The organism is Xylanimonas sp. McL0601 (assembly GCF_049852175.1).
In the GTDB taxonomy this organism is placed as follows: domain Bacteria; phylum Actinomycetota; class Actinomycetes; order Actinomycetales; family Cellulomonadaceae; genus Xylanimonas.
The window spans coordinates 707,102-721,995 of sequence record NZ_CP187527.1 but is presented as its reverse complement, the minus strand read 5'-3'; the positions used below and the strand labels follow the sequence as shown (position 1 = coordinate 721,995).

Sequence of the window (14,894 nt, the reverse complement as noted above, 5' to 3'; positions counted from 1 at the left end):
GCAGGCGCCGCCGCGGCCGGGCGACAGAGCACGCCGAGCGCGAACGCGGCCTCCCGCTCAGGGCGCGCCCAGGGCCGCGAGCCGGCCGGCGAACTGGTCGAAGATCGTGCGCGCGCCGACCGTCGCGCCCGACTCGACCTGGTCGGCCTGGAGGGCGAACACCAGCAGCCGGTCGTCCGCGGTCACCACCGTCCCGGCGAGCCCCACGACGTTGGGCAGGGAGCCGGTCTTGGCGCGCACGAACCCGCGCCCGGCGTTGTCGCCGCCGAACCGCGAGGCCAGCGTGCCGGACAGGGCGCCGACCGGGAGGTCGACGGCGACGTCGCGCAGCTGCGGGTGGTCGGGGTCGGTGGTGAGCCGCACGACGTCGGCGAGCTGACGCGGGCTGAGGACGGAGCCGCGCCCAAGCCCGGAGCAGTCGACGAGGACGGCGCCGCTCACGTCGACGCCGAGCTTGCCGACGACGGCGAGCACGGCTTGCGTGGCCCCGTCGTTGGAGCCGTGCCGGCCCGTCTCGAGCGCGACGAGGCGGCCGAGCACCTCCGTGATGGTGTTGTCGGAGTGCTGCATCGCCCAGCCGGAGACCTCGCTGAGGGGCGCGGAGCTCACGGTGGCGAGGACGCGGGCGTCGTCGGGCGCCTGCTCGCGCCCGATGCTGCCCTTGACCGTGACGCCGTGCTCCGCGAGCGCCCGGGCGAAGGTCTGGGCGGCGGCCATGGCGGGGTCGGTGGCGCGCGGGCCCCACGACCCCTCGCCGAGCATGGCGACGTTCACCGCCATCGACGCGACGGGGGCGACGAACCCCATGGTCGCCTCGGTGGCGGGGACGGCCGGCGCGACGGCGGGCCCGGTGAAGAGCGAGTCGTCGATCGCGAGCCGGATCGAGTCCTGGCCGGAGACCTTGATCTTGGCGGCCGCCTGCTCAGCGAGGTCGCCGAGGCCGGCGCGCCCGTTCACGGCGTCCGGGTTCCCGGCGCCCGCGGCGAGCATCATGTCGCCGGCGCCGACGAGGATCAGGCGGCCGTCGGCGTCGAGCACCGCTCGGGTGTCGAGCGTGCTGTCCGGGTCGAGCGTCGTGAGCGCGGCGACGGCCGTCAGCAGCTTCTGGGTCGACGCCGGCACGAACCCGGTGTCCGCGGCGGCGGCCCCGAGCGTGTCGCCGGTGGCGGCGTCGACGACGACGGCGCCGACGCGCGCGCCGAGCCGCTTGTCGTCGACCAGGCCCTTGACCAGCGCCCCGACGTCGGACGCCGAGGGCACGGCCGCGTCGTCGGGCAGGGTGGGGATCACGGGGGTGGGGCTGGGCCCGGGCTGAGCGCCGGGTGGCGACGGGAACGGGGCCGGCTGCGGCGGGGCCGGGGCGAGCGTCAGCATGCCGGGCACGACGTCGTGCGCGTCCGCGACGAGGTAGCCGCCCATCAGGGCGACGACCGTCACAGCGGTGGCTCCCGTGCGCAGACGCCACCCCATGCCGTGCCCCTCCTTCGTGCCGGCGCCCTGCCGTCCCCTCCAAGGGTCGGGCACGCGACGTCGGCCTGGCTGCATCATGGCACGCCGGGCACGTCCGCTGGGCGTCGCCGGAGGCACCGTCCCCGCATGGCAGACTTGTGCCCGCGTACGCACCCGCATCAGGAGGAACAGTGGAGTTCGACGTCACGATCGAGATCCCCAAGGGACAGCGGAACAAGTACGAGGTGGACCACGAGTCCGGTCGTATCCGTCTCGACCGCATGCTCTTCACGTCGACCCGCTACCCGGACGACTACGGCTTCATCGAGGGCACGCTCGGCGAGGACGGCGACCCGCTCGACGCCATGGTGCTGCTCGAGGAGCCGACCTTCCCCGGCTGCCTGATCCGCTGCCGCGCGCTCGGCATGTTCCGCATGCGCGACGAGGCCGGCGGCGACGACAAGGTGCTGTGCGTGCCGACGGGCGACCAGCGCGCCGCGTGGCGCCAGGACATCGACGACGTCTCGGACTTCCACCGGCTGGAGATCCAGCACTTCTTCGAGGTCTACAAGGACCTCGAGCCCGGCAAGTCGGTCGAGGGCGCCCACTGGGTGGGCCGCAGCGAGGCCGAGGCGGAGATCGAGCGCTCCTTCGAGCGCGCCCGCAACGCCGGCTACTACCAGCACTGAGCTGCTGCACGACGGCGCCGCTCCCCTCCGCGGGGGTCCGGCGCCGTCGTCGTCCCCCGACGCGCGAGGGATACCGTGTGGGCATGCTTGCTGCCGTCATTCATGGGGCGCGCGACGTGCGCGCCGAGGAGCGTCCGGAGCCGCAGCTCCTCACGCCGCACGACGCCGTCGTCCGCGTCGTCGCCGCCTGCGTCTGCGGGTCCGACCTGTGGCCGTACCGCGGGGTCACGCCCACGCGTGCGCCGCACCCCATCGGGCACGAGCTGGTCGGCGTCGTCGAGCAGCTGGGCGACGAGGTCACGTCCGCCACGGTCGGCGACTTCGTCATCCTCCCGTTCTCGCTGAGCTGCGGGGAGTGCCAGGCGTGCCTCGCCGGCTTCCCCGCCGCGTGCGACCAGGTCACGTTCTTCGGCTCCACCGACCGCGGCGGCAACCCCGTCGACGGCGCCCAGGGCCAGCGCGTGCGCATCCCGCTCGCCCAGCACTCGCTGTTCACGGTCGGGCTAAGCGAGGACGAGGTCGAGGCCCGCGGCCTCGTGCCCCACCTCCTCGCCCTCGCGGACGTCATGTCCACCGGCCTGCACGCCGCCACCGCCGCGCGCGTCGGCGAGGGGGACGTCGTCGCCGTCGTCGGCGACGGGGCCGTCGGCCTCTCCGGCGTCATCGCGGCGCGGCTCCTCGGCGCAAGCCGCGTCATCGCCATGAGCCGCCACGAGGACCGCGCCGCACTCGCCCGCTCCTTCGGCGCCACCGACGTCGTCGCCGAGCGGGGCGACGACGCCGCCGCGGCGATCCGCGCACTGCTCGACGGCAACCTCGCCGACGCCGCCCTCGAGTGCGTCGGCACCAAGGAGTCGATGGCGCAGGCGCTCGCCGTGGTCCGCGGCGGCGGGCGCGTCGGGTTCGTCGGGGTGCCCAACGGGGGCCCGGAACTGCCGGTGCGCCGCATCTTCGACCGCAACCTCACCGTGGGCGGCGGCATGGCGTCGGCCCGCCGCTACATGGAGGAGCTGCTCCCCCACGTCCTGTCCGGCGACATCACGCCGGGGGACGTCTTCGACCTCACGCTCCCGCTGTCCCAGATCGCCGAGGCGTACGCCGCGATGGACGAGCGCCGCGCGACCAAGGTGCTGGTTCGGCCGTGAAGCTGTCGCTGTGGCCGAGCACGGGCAGCCCTGTCGCCGAGGTCCTCGCGGAGGCTCGGGCCGCCGACGCCGCCGGCTGGCACGGTGTCTGGCTCGCCGACCACTACATGCCCAACACAGGCGACCTCACGCGCGCCGACGGACCCACCCATGAGGTGTGGGGCCTGCTGCCCGCGGTCGCCGCCGTCACGTCGCGTGTCCGCGTGGGCCCGCTCGTCAGCCCGACGACGGTTCACCACCCCGCGCTCCTCGCGAAGCGGGCGTCGGCGGTCGACCACGTCTCCGACGGCCGGTTCGTGCTCGGCCTGGGCGCGGGGTGGCAGCGCAACGAGCACGACGCCTACGGGTTCGAGCTGCCCGGTCCGCGCACGCTGGTGGACCGGTTCGCCGAGGCGCTGCAAGTCACGCGCTCGCTGCTCGACGAGAAGCGCACCACGTTCCACGGCGAGTGCTTCGACGTCGACGACGCCCCCGCCGAGCCCAAGCCGGTCCAGGGGCGGCTGCCGATCCTCGTCGGTGCCAAGGGCCCGCGGATGCTGCGCCTGACCGCGCGCTACGCGCAGGAGTGGAACACGTGGGGCCTGCCCGCGAGCGCCGCGCAGGTCCGTTCGGCGCTGCTCGAGGCCGCGGAGCAGGTAGGCCGCACCGAGCCGCTGTGGACGACGACGAACTGGATGTTCGACGTCGACGGCGAGACGCCCGCGCCTGGTCGCGTGTCGACGGGCTCGGTCGCCGAGCTGCAGGACCTCGCGGGAGGCTACGTCGAGGCGGGGTTCGACGAGTTCATCCTGCCGAGCTGGAACCTGGGCGCGACGACCGGGGAACGCGAGGACCGGGCCGCCCGGATCAAGGAAGAGATCTTCGACCGTCTGTAAGAGGCCTTCTGGGTGCGAGGCGACGCGTCGTCTCAAATTTGCATCTCAAATAATGGGACACGGCTTTCGGCCGCCCGCGGCGCCCCGTTACCGTCCTCCCATGACTCGTCGAATGTGCCGCTGACCCAGCGCACGTTCGCCTGCCCGGGATCCTCCCGGCCCTGCGTGCGCAGACGCTCGCCGTGGAGCCCCCTCCGACGCAGCAGGCCCCCGCAGGGCGCTCCGCGGCCGCACGTCAGCAGACCTGCACCCGCGCCCCGCAGCCCCGGAGGAACCCCATGAGCACGCAGCCCCAGTGGTCGTTCGAGACCCGCCAGATCCACGCCGGCCAGACCCCGGACCCCGTCACCGGCGCCCGTGCGCTGCCGATCTACCAGACGACGTCGTACGTCTTCCCGAGCGCCGAGGTGGCCGCCGACCGGTTCGCGCTGAAGGACCTCGGCCCGATCTACACCCGCATCGGCAACCCGACGCAGGAGGTCATCGAGAACCGGCTCGCGAACCTCGAGGGCGGAGTCGGCGCGCTGCTCGTCGCCAGCGGCTCCTCCGCGATCCACCTCGCCGTGCTGAACGTCGCGCAGGCGGGCGACCACATCGTCTCGTCGTCGTCGCTCTACGGCGGCACGTACAACCTCTTCCACCACACGCTGCCGAGGCTCGGCATCGAGACGACGTTCGTCGAGGACCCGCACGACCCGCAGCAGTGGCGTGACGCAGTGCGCCCCAACACCAAGCTGTTCTTCGGCGAGACCATCCCGAACCCCAAGTCGGACGTGCTCGACATCCAGACGGTCGCGGGCGTCGCGCACGACGCAGGCGTCCCGCTGATCGTCGACAACACCGTGCCCACGCCGTACCTGCTGCGGCCCATCGAGCACGGCGCCGACGTCGTGGTGCACTCCGCGACCAAGTACCTGGGTGGGCACGGCTCGTCGATCGGCGGCGTGATCGTCGACGGCGGCACGTTCGACTTCGCCCAGCACCCCGAGCGCTTCCCGAGCTTCAACGAGCCGGACCCGAGCTACAACGGCCTGGTCTACGCCCGCGACCTCGGCGTCGGCGGCGCGTTAGGCGTCAACCTGTCCTACATCCTCAAGGCGCGCGTGCAGCTCCTGCGCGACCTCGGCCCGGCGATCAGCCCGTTCAACGTGTTCCTGCTGGCGCAGGGCCTGGAGACGCTGTCGCTGCGCCTCGACCGCCACATCGCCAACGCGCAGCGCGTCGCCGAGTGGCTCGAGGCCCGCGACGACGTGCGCGTCGTGCACTACGCCGGCCTGGAGTCCTCGCCGTACCACGCCAACGCGCTCAAGTACGTGCCGAAGGGCGCAGGCGCGGTGCTCGCGTTCGAGCTCGACGCGGCCGACGACGCCGCCGCCCGCAAGGCCGGCCAGGCCTTCGTCTCGGCGCTCGAGCTGCACTCGAACGTCGCGAACATCGGCGACGTGCGCTCGCTCGTCATCCACCCGGCGTCGACCACGCACAGCCAGCTCACGCCCGCCGAGCAGTCGCTCTCGGGCGTGACACCGGGCCTGGTGCGCCTGGCCGTGGGTATCGAGAACGTCGAGGACATCCTCGCGGACCTCGAGCTCGGCTTTACTGCAGCCAAGGAACAGCTCGACGCCGCCCCCGAGACGCCGACCGCCCCGGCGGCCGACGCGTGAGACGCTGTACCTCCGCCCCGGCCGGGCGCCTCGCCCCGCCCCGACCCTCGAGGACCGTTCCCATCGCCGCCCAGACGCCCCGCGAGCCCGCCCGTCCCGGCCCCCGGCCGACGACGGCGGACACGTCGCGCGCGCGTGTGAAGCCGGCCGTGCCGGCGTCGGGCGCCTGGCGCGAGGGTGACGAGCCGGGCCGGCGACAGTTCGCCGAGCTGGGCGGCCTCGAGCTCGAGGGCGGCGGGCTGCTCCCGGACGTGACGCTGGCGTACGAGACCTTCGGGACCCTCGACGCCGACGGCGGCAACGCCGTGCTGGTCCTGCACGCCCTCACCGGCGACTCGCACGTGGCCGGGCCCGCGGGGCCCGGTCACGTGACGGCCGGCTGGTGGGAGGACATGGTCGGTCCCGGCCGGCCCATCGACACCGACAAGTACTTCGTCGTCGTGCCCAACGTGCTCGGTGGCTGCCAGGGATCGACCGGCCCGGCGTCGGTCGCGCCGGACGGGCGCCCGTGGGGCGCCCGCTTCCCGCGCGTGACCACGCGCGACCAGGTCGTCGTCGAGCTGCGGCTGGCACGCGAGCTCGGCATCACCGGCTGGCAGCTCGTCATCGGTGCGTCGATGGGCGGGCTGCGTGCGCTCGAGTGGGCCGTCCTGGGCCCCGAGGCAGGCATCGCGGTGCGCGGGCTGGCCGCCATCGCGACGACGGCGCAGACCAGCGCCGACCAGATCGCGTGGTCACACCCGCAGCTCGCCGCGATCCGGCTCGACCCGGGCTGGAACGGCGGCGACTACTACGCCCTGCCCGACGGCGAGGGCCCGCACGCGGGCCTGGCGGTCGCCCGGCAGATCGCGCACACGACGTACCGGTCGGCGCACGAGCTCGACACCCGGTTCGGGCGTCTGCCGCAGGGCGGCGAGGACCCGCTGAACGACGGCCGCTACGCGGTGCAGTCGTACCTCGACCACCACGGCGACAAGCTGGCCCGCCGGTTCGACGCGAACTCCTACCTGGTGCTCACCGAGTCGATGAACACGCACGACCTGGGCCGTGACCGCGGCGGCGTCGAGCAGGCGCTCGGGCAGATCACGGCGCGGACGCTCGTCGTCGCCGTGGACTCCGACCGGCTTTTCCCGCCCGCGCAGTCGGCGCGGATCGCGGCCTGGGTGCCGGGTGCGGACGGCATGCGCGTGGTGCGCAGCCCGTATGGGCACGACGGGTTCCTCATCGAGTTCGACCAGCTCGGGCCGATCGTGCGCGAGTTCCTCGAGGAGCTCGACGTCCAGGAGCGGGTGCGCGCCCGGGGCTGACCGCCGCAGACTGGGGGTGTCCGCACCGGACTCTTCGAGGGGACCCCGTCATGGCCAGGCTCAACCCGTACCTCAGCTTCAGGGACAACGCCCGTGAGGCGCTCGAGCACTACCAGTCGGTGCTCGGCGGTGAGCTGAACATCTCCACCTTCGGCGACCAGCCGGGCATGCCCGGCGTCTCGGAGACCGACGCGTCGCTCGTCATGCACGGCCAGCTCGACACGCCCGCGGGTCTCACGCTCATGGCCGCCGACTCGGGCTCGATGATGCCGCACGTGCCCGCGACGTCGGGAGTCACCGTCGCGCTCACGGGCGGGCCCGACGACCTGGACTACGTCCGCGACGCCTACCAGAAGCTCTCCGACGGCGCGACGGACACCCTGCCGTTCGAGCTCGCGCCGTGGGGCGACTACTACGGCTCGCTCACCGACAAGTTCGGCATCAGCTGGATGTTCGACGTCGGCGCCGAGGGCGCGGACGCGGGCACCGAGGGCGCCGGCGCGACGTCCTGACCGCCGCTCGCTCCGGCGACATCAAGGCTGTTCCCGGTCACGGATCGGCACCCATCCTGACGTCTGGCCTGGCCGAGACGCGATCCCAGGCGCACCATGCGAGAAAGCAGTCCCGTGCTGAGCCCATGAGGAAGGACGACGATGTCTTCGAACCGATTGCTCCGTGCCGCGGCCGCAACGGCTGTCCTGGCACTCGCGGTCGCCGGGTGCGCGTCTGGCGGTCAGGCCAACCAGTCGAGCTCGTCGACCGGCGCGGCCATGGCCCCGCAGATCGACGCCGGCTCGTTCACGGCCGACTTCTCGGTCATGGAGCAGCTCAAGGACCTGGCGTCGCAGGGCGACGGCCTGATCGGGGTCCTCCTGCCCGACACCACGACCTCGACGCGGTACGTGCAGTACGACGCGCCATATCTCAAGAAGGCGTTCGAGACCGCGGGGCTCGCCTCCGACCAGTTCAAGGTCGACAACGCCCAGGGCAGCGCCGCGACCATGCAGACCCAGGCCGAGGCCGACATCAACGCCGGCGCCTCCGTGCTGCTCGTCGACCCGCTCGACCCGGGCAGCGGCGCCGCGATCGAGTCCAAGGCCAAGGACGCCGGCGTCGCCGTCATCGACTACGACCGCCTCGTGACGGGCGGTCCGGAGGACCGCTACTACGTCAGCTTCGACAACGTGCAGGTCGGCAAGATGATCGGCGACGGCCTCGTCAAGTGCATCACCGACTGGAGCGTCTCCAAGCCCAACATCCTCGTCATGGACGGCGACCCGACGGACAACAACGCGAAGCTGTTCGCCCAGGGCTACAACGGCGTGCTGAAGCCGAAGTTCGACGACGGCACGTTTACCAAGGTCGGCGAGCCGGCCGGCACGTGGGACCCGCAGCAGGCGGCGACGACGTTCCAGCAGCAGCTCACGGCCCACCCCGAGACCAACGCCGCGATCACGCCGAACGACGACAACGCCAACGCCGTGATCTCGATCCTCAAGGGCCAGAGCATCGGGGCGAAGAAGTTCCCGACCACCGGCCAGGACGCGTCGCTGCCCGGCCTGCAGAACATCCTGACCGGCTACCAGTGCGGCACGGTGTACAAGCCGGTCTACCTTGAGGCTCAGGCCGCCGCCGCTCTGGCGATCATGCTGCGCGCCGGCGCCACGCCGCCGTCCTCGCTGGTGAACGCGACGACGAAGGACTCGGAGCTGAACAAGGACATCAAGTCGGTGTACACCACGCCGATCTGGGTGACCGTGGACAACATGAAGGACACGGTCGTCGCAGATCAGGCCGTCTCCACGTCCGAGCTGTGCGCCGGCGACGTCGCGAGCGCCTGCACGGCCGCCGGGATCAGCTGACGAGCGAACGATGACGACCACCTCCGAGAGCCCCCCGCTGCTCCGGCTGCGGGGGGTCTCGAAGTCCTTCGGCCCCGTCCAGGCACTCTCGGACGTCGACCTCGACGTGCCTGCCGGCGCCGTCACGGCGCTGGCCGGCGACAACGGCGCGGGCAAGTCCACGATGATCAAGTGCATCGCGGGCATCCACCCGACCGACTCCGGGGAGATCTTCTGGGAGGGGCAGCCCGTCACGCTGCACGGGCCTGCCGGCGCCGCGGCGCTCGGGATCCAGACCGTCTACCAGGATCTCGCGCTGTGCGACAACCTGGACATCGTCCAGAACATGTTCCTCGGGCGGGAGCGGCTGCGTCGCGGCCAGCTCGACGACGTCGCGATGGAGCAGGCTGCCGCCAGCACCCTCACCGACCTGGCCGTGACCACCGTCGGGTCGGTGCGGCAGACGGTCGGGTCGCTCTCGGGCGGGCAGCGCCAGTCCGTGGCGATCGCCAAGGCGGTGCTCTGGGAGTCGCGGCTGGTCATCATGGACGAGCCGACGGCGGCCCTCGGCGTCACGCAGACCGCCAACGTGCTCGCCCTCGTCCGAACCCTCGCCGAGCGCGGTCACGGCGTGCTGCTCGTCACGCACAACGTGCTGAACCTGCTCGACGTCGCCGACCGCGTCGCCGTGATGCGCCAGGGCCGGGTCGTGGACACCCGCGAGCGCGCCCGGATCGACGAACGCATCCTCGTCGACCTCATGACGACGGGTAGCACCGACCGGGAGGTGGCCTGAGATGGCCGTCCGCACCACTGACCCTGTGACCGGCCAGAGGGACGTCGCGCCCGACGCCGGGACATACCTGCGCCTGGCGTGGAAGCGCGTGCGCAGCGGCGAGACCGGCGTGCTGCCCGTGGTGGGTGGCCTGCTCCTGGTGTCGGTGATCTTCCAGAGCCTCAACGACCGCTTCCTCACCCCCGGGAACCTCGTCAACCTGCTCGTGCAGGCCGCCGTGTTCGCGCTGCTCAGCATGGCCGAGGTGTGGGTGCTGGTGCTCGGCGAGATCGACCTGTCGGTCGGCTTCGTGGCGGGCATCTCGGCCGTCGTGGTGGCGTGGCTCGCCAGGCCTCAGTTCGGCTGGCCCTGGTGGGCGGCGATCCTCGCTGCCCTCGTCGTGACGGCGCTCATCGGGCTGCTGCACGGCACGCTGATCACCCGCATCGGGCTGCCGTCGTTCATCGTCACGCTCGCCGGCCTGCTCTTCTGGCAGGGCGTGATGCTGTTCGTGCTGGGCAACGGCGGAGCCATCCTCATCCGCGACGACGTGCTGATCGCGATCTCCTCGGGCACGCTGCCCCGGATCGGCGGGTGGGTGCTCGTGCTCGTGGTCGTGGCGGTGTTCGGCGTCATCGTCTGGCGGCGCGACGCCCGCCGGCGCGACGTCGGGCTCACCGCGCCGCCCGTGTCCCTCACCATCGCCAAGATCGTCGTCTGCGCCGCCGGCGGCGCAGGGTTGGTGCTGCTCGCCAACGCCGACCGCGGACGGCTCGCTCCCGTGTACGGCCTGCCCTGGGTGGTGCTGCTCGTCCTCGCGGTCCTGGTCGCCTGGGCGTACCTGCTGGGCCGGCGCCGGTTCGGGCTCTACCTCTACGCCGTGGGCGGCAACGCCGAGGCGGCACGCCGCGCCGGCATCCCCCTCGCCCGCATCCGCACCATGGCCTTCGTGCTCTGCTCGTTCACCGCGGGGATCGCCGGGATCGTCTACGCCTCCCGGCTGCGGTCCATCTCCACCTCGATCGACGGCGGCACGCTCGTGCTGTACGCGGTCGCGGGCGCCGTCATCGGCGGCACCAGCCTCTTCGGCGGGCGCGGGAAGATGCTGCACGGCGTGCTCGGCGGCCTGGTCATCGCGGCGATCGACAACGGCATGGGGCTGCTGGGCTTCAGCGCGGCCGCCAAGTACATGGTGACGGCCGCGGTGCTGATCGTGGCGGTGACCATCGACGCGCTGGCCCGCCGGCGTCGGCCGTCGACGTAGAGCAGGTCGGGGGTAGTTTGGCGGCATGCTCGCCGCCTACGCCGCCAGGTTCTCGCCCGACTCGCCCGTAGACGGCCTGGAGGTCGGCGAGCGGCCAGAGCCGGAGGCGCGCGAGAACTGGTCGGTCGTCGAGGTGCGGGCGGCGTCGCTCAACCACCACGACCTGTGGTCGCTGCGCGGCGTCGGCCTGCGGGCCGAGCAGCTGCCGATGGTCCTCGGCACGGACGCCGCCGGCGTCGCGCCCGACGGCACCGAGGTCGTGGTGCACGCCGTCATCGGCGCGGACGGCCACGGCGTCGGGCCGCGCGAGCCACGCAGCCTCCTCTCGGAGCGGTACGACGGGACGCTCGCGCAGTACGTCGCCGTGCCGACGGCGAACCTGCTGCCCAAGCCTTCGGAGCTCACGTTCGCCGAGGCGTCGTGCATGCCGACGGCGTACCTGACGGCGTACCGGATGCTGTTCTCGGTCGCCGGGCTCACCCCGGGGCAGTCGGTGCTGGTGCAGGGCGCTGGTGGCGGCGTCGCGACGGCGGCGATCGTCCTGGGCGCGGCGGCCGGGCTCGAGGTGACGGCGACGTCGCGCTCGACGGCCAAGCGCGAGCGGGCGCTGGCGCTCGGCGCGGCGCACGCCGTCGAGACGGGCGCGCGCCTTCCGGCCCGCGTCGACGCGGTGCTCGAGTCCGTGGGCCAGGCGACGTGGGCGCACTCGGTGCGGTCGGTGAAGCCCGGCGGCACGATCGCCGTCTGCGGCGCGACCTCGGGCGACGCTCCCCCGGCCGAGCTCACCCGGATCTTCTTCCAGGAGATCGCCGTGCGCGGCGTGACCATGGGGTCGCGCGACGACCTGGCGGCGCTGCTCGCGTTCTGTGCGCGTACGGGCCTGCGGCCGGTGATCGACTCGCAGTACCCGCTGACCGACGTGGCGACCGCCCTCGCGCGCCTGGACGCGGGTGCCCAGACGGGCAAGCTGGTCATCGCGCCCTAGGGTGCGGCGTCCGGCTCAGGCGAAGCGGGCGCGGAACTCCTCCGTGAGGGTCGGGCCCGAGGGTGTGCTCAGGCGCCACACCGACCAGCCGTCCGCCGTGTACGAGCCCGACACCGCGCTCGCGGCGATGTCCGGGTGGCGGTAGCGGCCGCCGTCGGGCAGCTCGATGGTGCCGTCCGGGTGCAGCACCGCGTCGAAGCGCTGGCCGCGGCGCGGCCGCTCCCAGACGAGCAGCGTGGGGACGCCGATGCTCGCGGCGAGCGCGACGAGGTCGCCGTCCGCGTCCTCGTCCAGGACGATCGGCGTCGCCGGCGGGTCCCAGTGCTGCGGCTCCGGCGCCGCAGGCTGCCACCACGGCTCCGGGGCGGGCGGCTCGTGGAGGCGCGGGGGCTCGAACGGGGCCTCCCACGGCGCGGGCGCGATGGCGGTGTCGCCCGTCGCGCCGTCCCAGTCGCGGTCGAGCGGTGTGCTGACGCCGGTGAAGACCTCGCCGAACGCGATCGCCTCGCCCTCCGGCAGCGGGGGCACCGGGATCGGGTCCTCGCCCGACGCCGGGTTCCACGCCTGCTCGGGACGCCAGGCCAGGGGGTCGTCCGCCGGGGCGACGACGTCGTAGCGCTCGGCCGCGGGGAGCTCCGGGAGCTCCTCCTCCGGGCGGGCGGAGAAGCGGTCCCGGCGCGACCGGCGTCGCGGCGCAGGGGCGGGATCGGGGGCGGGCTCCTCCGGTCGCGGCGCTGCCTCGGGCTGCGGCACCTCCCGCATCCCGGTGGGGACGCCGGGGAGCGGCACGGGGTCGAGTCGCTCGACCGGGCGGGGATCCTGCACCACGACCGGCAGCTTGCCGGTGAGCGCGTACCCGACGGCGATGCCCTCGTCGAACGTGCCGCGCGCGCCCGGCGACGGCTGCACGGCCGGCGCGGCGTGGTCGGGCGCCGCGAGCCGCACGACGCCCTCTGGGGCGGGCAGCGCCGCCGGGGCGGGGGCCTGGACGACCTGCGGCCGGTCGGGCGCCGATGCCGGGTGGATCACCAGCGGCGAGACGTCGACGAACCGCCGCCCGTCGGCCCCGTGCACGACGCCTAGCCGGAGCACCTCGACCGGCATCGACGGCTGACGGAGGAAGTCGACGGCGTTGAGCACGTCCTCGTCGGCCTCTTGGCAGATGACGATGAGGCGGGCCCCCGCGCGGCCGCCGTGCGAGCGGGTCACAGGAACGGAGTCGTAGAACTCGGCGACGTCGCGCTGGAAGGCCTGCGGCCCCCCGCGGTAGAGCGCAGCGAGCTGGCCACGGGTCATGCGCCCGGCGGCGCCGGCGTGGTCGAGGAACCGCGAGAGCGCGGCCTCGTCGAGCCGGGCCACGAGCTCGACGACGACGGGGGCGCCCGACGCGTCGAGCGCCAGGAGGTGCGGCTCGTCCGGGCCGGCGCCTGGGGAGACGGGGAAGATCTGCTCGCCGAGCAGGCCGTCGATGTGCGACTCGACCACCCTGTGCGCCGTCGTCCCGACGCCCGGGCGCGAGCCCGGCACGATCTGAGGGCGATCCCCCTCCACCTCGAAGAGCGGCAAGGTTCCACCTCCGTTGTGCTTGGTCCGCCGTACCAGGGCCTGCCGAGGCCCGCCGGCACCTGCCCGCGGGCGCGCGCGCCGCGCCACACCTTACGCGCCTTCGTCACCGGGGCGGGACCGTTCACCCGGGCGGGATCTGCGCCGCCCAGGCCGCGCGACCTCGGCCGCCGGTCTGCCAGGATCCGCTGCATGACCGCAGCCAGCACGACCGGGCTCGCCACAGGGCTCGCCGCGGAGCTCGCCGCCGCGGTGCCGGCGGACCTGCCCGCCGCGCTGCTCGCCGGCGTCGCGGCCGGCTACGCGATCGCCTTGCCGGTCGGTGCCGTCGCCACCTACCTCATCGGGCTCGCGGCCCGCAGCCCGTGGCGCGTGGCGGCCGCCGGAGCGCTCGGCATGGCGACCGTCGACGGCGCGTACGCCCTGCTCGCCGCGCTCGGGGGGGCTGCCGTGACACGGTGGATCGGCCCCGTCGCCACGCCGCTGCGCGTTGTCGCCGCGGCGGTCCTCGTCGTCGTCGCGATGCGCTCCGCGGTGCGCGCCTGGCAGGCGTGGCGCGCGCACGCGGCCGGGGCGGCGCCGGTCTACGCCGGCGCGAGGGAACGCACCGCGCTCCGGACCTGGGCCCACCTCGTCGCCGTCACGGCGGTCAACCCCGCGACGGTGCTGTTCTTCGCGGTCGTGGTCGCGGGCAGGTCCCTGCCCGACGGCGGCGGAACGGGTCACGTCCCGGTCGCGGTCGCGTTCGCGGTCGGGGCGTTCGTCGCGTCGGCCTCCTGGCAGCTGGTCCTCGCCGGGGCGGGGACGGCGCTGGGGCGGGCGCTCGCCGGGCCGCGCGGGCGGCTCGCGACGGCGCTCGCGTCGTCGGTCGTGATGGTGGCGCTCGCCGTGGTGATGCTCGCCGGATAGTGCGCCGCCGCGCGCTGACGCGCGCGGTCAGCTGTGCCCCTCCTCCGCGGCGTCGGCGGCCAGCCGCTCCTCGACGCGGGCGACCTTCGCGTCGAGCTGGCCGGTGTAGCCGGGGCGGATGTCGGCCTTGAGCACCAGCGACACACGGTGCCCGCCGTGCCCGACGGCGTCGGTGGCCGCCTTGATCACCGGCATCACCTCGTCCCACTCGCCCTCGATCTCGGTGAACATCGAGGTGGTCCGGTTGGGCAGCCCCGACTCGCGGACGATGCGGACGGCCTCGGCGACCTGCTCGGCGACGGACTCCCCGACCCCGAGCGGCGCGACGGAAAACGCGAAAACAGCCATGCCCCCATCCTGGCGGACCACCACGCACGATGCGCGCATCCCCGCGACAGTGCCCATGAGGTGCGAGGTCGCGCGTGCGGGCT

14 protein-coding genes are annotated in these 14,894 nt (G+C 73.7%); 11 read left to right on the top strand and 3 right to left on the bottom strand.

From position 1 onward, the window contains the following. Nucleotides 1-57 precede the first annotated feature (57 nt). Nucleotides 58-1,470 carry a D-alanyl-D-alanine carboxypeptidase/D-alanyl-D-alanine endopeptidase gene (gene dacB, locus ACO4JP_RS03320; RefSeq protein WP_425955972.1) on the bottom strand — a complete coding sequence of 471 codons (1,413 nt, stop codon included), beginning with the start codon at nt 1,468-1,470 and terminating at the stop codon, nt 58-60. 170 nt (nt 1,471-1,640) lie between these two features. On the opposite strand from dacB, the gene ACO4JP_RS03315 reads away from it, so the two are divergent. The 10 genes from ACO4JP_RS03315 (at nt 1,641) to ACO4JP_RS03270 (ending at nt 11,991) form a co-directional block, all read left to right on the top strand. Beyond that, nucleotides 1,641-2,138, top strand: coding sequence for an inorganic diphosphatase (locus ACO4JP_RS03315; protein ID WP_425955971.1), 498 nt, complete (start codon nt 1,641-1,643; stop codon nt 2,136-2,138). Between the two features lie 83 nt (nt 2,139-2,221). After that, a complete protein-coding gene (locus ACO4JP_RS03310) occupies nt 2,222-3,283 on the top strand; it encodes a zinc-binding dehydrogenase (RefSeq protein ID WP_425955970.1) in 1,062 nt (353 codons plus the stop codon). Then, nucleotides 3,280-4,158 carry an LLM class flavin-dependent oxidoreductase gene (locus ACO4JP_RS03305; protein WP_425955969.1) on the top strand — a complete coding sequence of 293 codons (879 nt, stop codon included), beginning with the start codon at nt 3,280-3,282 and terminating at the stop codon, nt 4,156-4,158. The genes ACO4JP_RS03310 and ACO4JP_RS03305 overlap by 4 nt, the downstream gene beginning before the upstream one ends. A 278-nt stretch (nt 4,159-4,436) precedes the next feature. After that, nucleotides 4,437-5,819, top strand: coding sequence for a bifunctional o-acetylhomoserine/o-acetylserine sulfhydrylase (locus ACO4JP_RS03300; protein WP_425955968.1), 1,383 nt, complete (start codon nt 4,437-4,439; stop codon nt 5,817-5,819). A gap of 62 nt (nt 5,820-5,881) precedes the next feature. Beyond that, nucleotides 5,882-7,126, top strand: coding sequence for a homoserine O-acetyltransferase MetX (metX, locus tag ACO4JP_RS03295; RefSeq protein ID WP_425957043.1), 1,245 nt, complete (start codon nt 5,882-5,884; stop codon nt 7,124-7,126). A 50-nt stretch (nt 7,127-7,176) separates the two neighbouring features. Further along, nucleotides 7,177-7,638 (top strand): VOC family protein, encoded by a 462-nt coding sequence (locus tag ACO4JP_RS03290; RefSeq protein WP_425955967.1) that lies wholly within the window; start codon nt 7,177-7,179, stop codon nt 7,636-7,638. 141 nt (nt 7,639-7,779) lie between these two features. Then, nucleotides 7,780-8,988, top strand: coding sequence for a sugar ABC transporter substrate-binding protein (locus ACO4JP_RS03285; RefSeq protein ID WP_425955966.1), 1,209 nt, complete (start codon nt 7,780-7,782; stop codon nt 8,986-8,988). Between the two features lie 10 nt (nt 8,989-8,998). Next, nucleotides 8,999-9,763: an ATP-binding cassette domain-containing protein gene (locus ACO4JP_RS03280; RefSeq protein ID WP_425955965.1), complete on the top strand. Its 765-nt coding sequence runs from the start codon at nt 8,999-9,001 to the stop codon at nt 9,761-9,763. Nucleotide 9,764: 1 nt separating this feature from the next. After that, on the top strand, nt 9,765-11,006 hold the full coding sequence (locus tag ACO4JP_RS03275) for a sugar ABC transporter permease (protein ID WP_425955964.1): 1,242 nt from the start codon (nt 9,765-9,767) through the stop codon (nt 11,004-11,006). 25 nt (nt 11,007-11,031) lie between these two features. Next, complete coding sequence (locus ACO4JP_RS03270) at nt 11,032-11,991, top strand: zinc-binding dehydrogenase (RefSeq protein ID WP_425955963.1); 960 nt, start codon at nt 11,032-11,034, stop codon at nt 11,989-11,991. A 15-nt stretch (nt 11,992-12,006) separates the two neighbouring features. On the opposite strand, the gene ACO4JP_RS03265 is transcribed toward ACO4JP_RS03270, so the two are convergent. Continuing rightward, nucleotides 12,007-13,518, bottom strand: a complete 1,512-nt coding sequence (locus tag ACO4JP_RS03265; RefSeq protein ID WP_425955962.1) for a hypothetical protein — start codon at nt 13,516-13,518, stop codon at nt 12,007-12,009. Between the two features lie 228 nt (nt 13,519-13,746). Here ACO4JP_RS03265 and ACO4JP_RS03260 point away from each other — a divergent pair, with 228 nt between their 5' ends. Beyond that, complete coding sequence (locus tag ACO4JP_RS03260) at nt 13,747-14,463, top strand: LysE family transporter (protein WP_425955961.1); 717 nt, start codon at nt 13,747-13,749, stop codon at nt 14,461-14,463. Nucleotides 14,464-14,490: 27 nt separating this feature from the next. Here ACO4JP_RS03260 and ACO4JP_RS03255 read toward each other — a convergent pair whose 3' ends face one another. Continuing rightward, the gene (locus tag ACO4JP_RS03255; RefSeq protein ID WP_425955960.1) at nt 14,491-14,811 is read right to left on the bottom strand and encodes an MTH1187 family thiamine-binding protein; all 321 of its coding nucleotides are present in this window, start codon (nt 14,809-14,811) and stop codon (nt 14,491-14,493) included. Nucleotides 14,812-14,894: the final 83 nt, after the last annotated feature.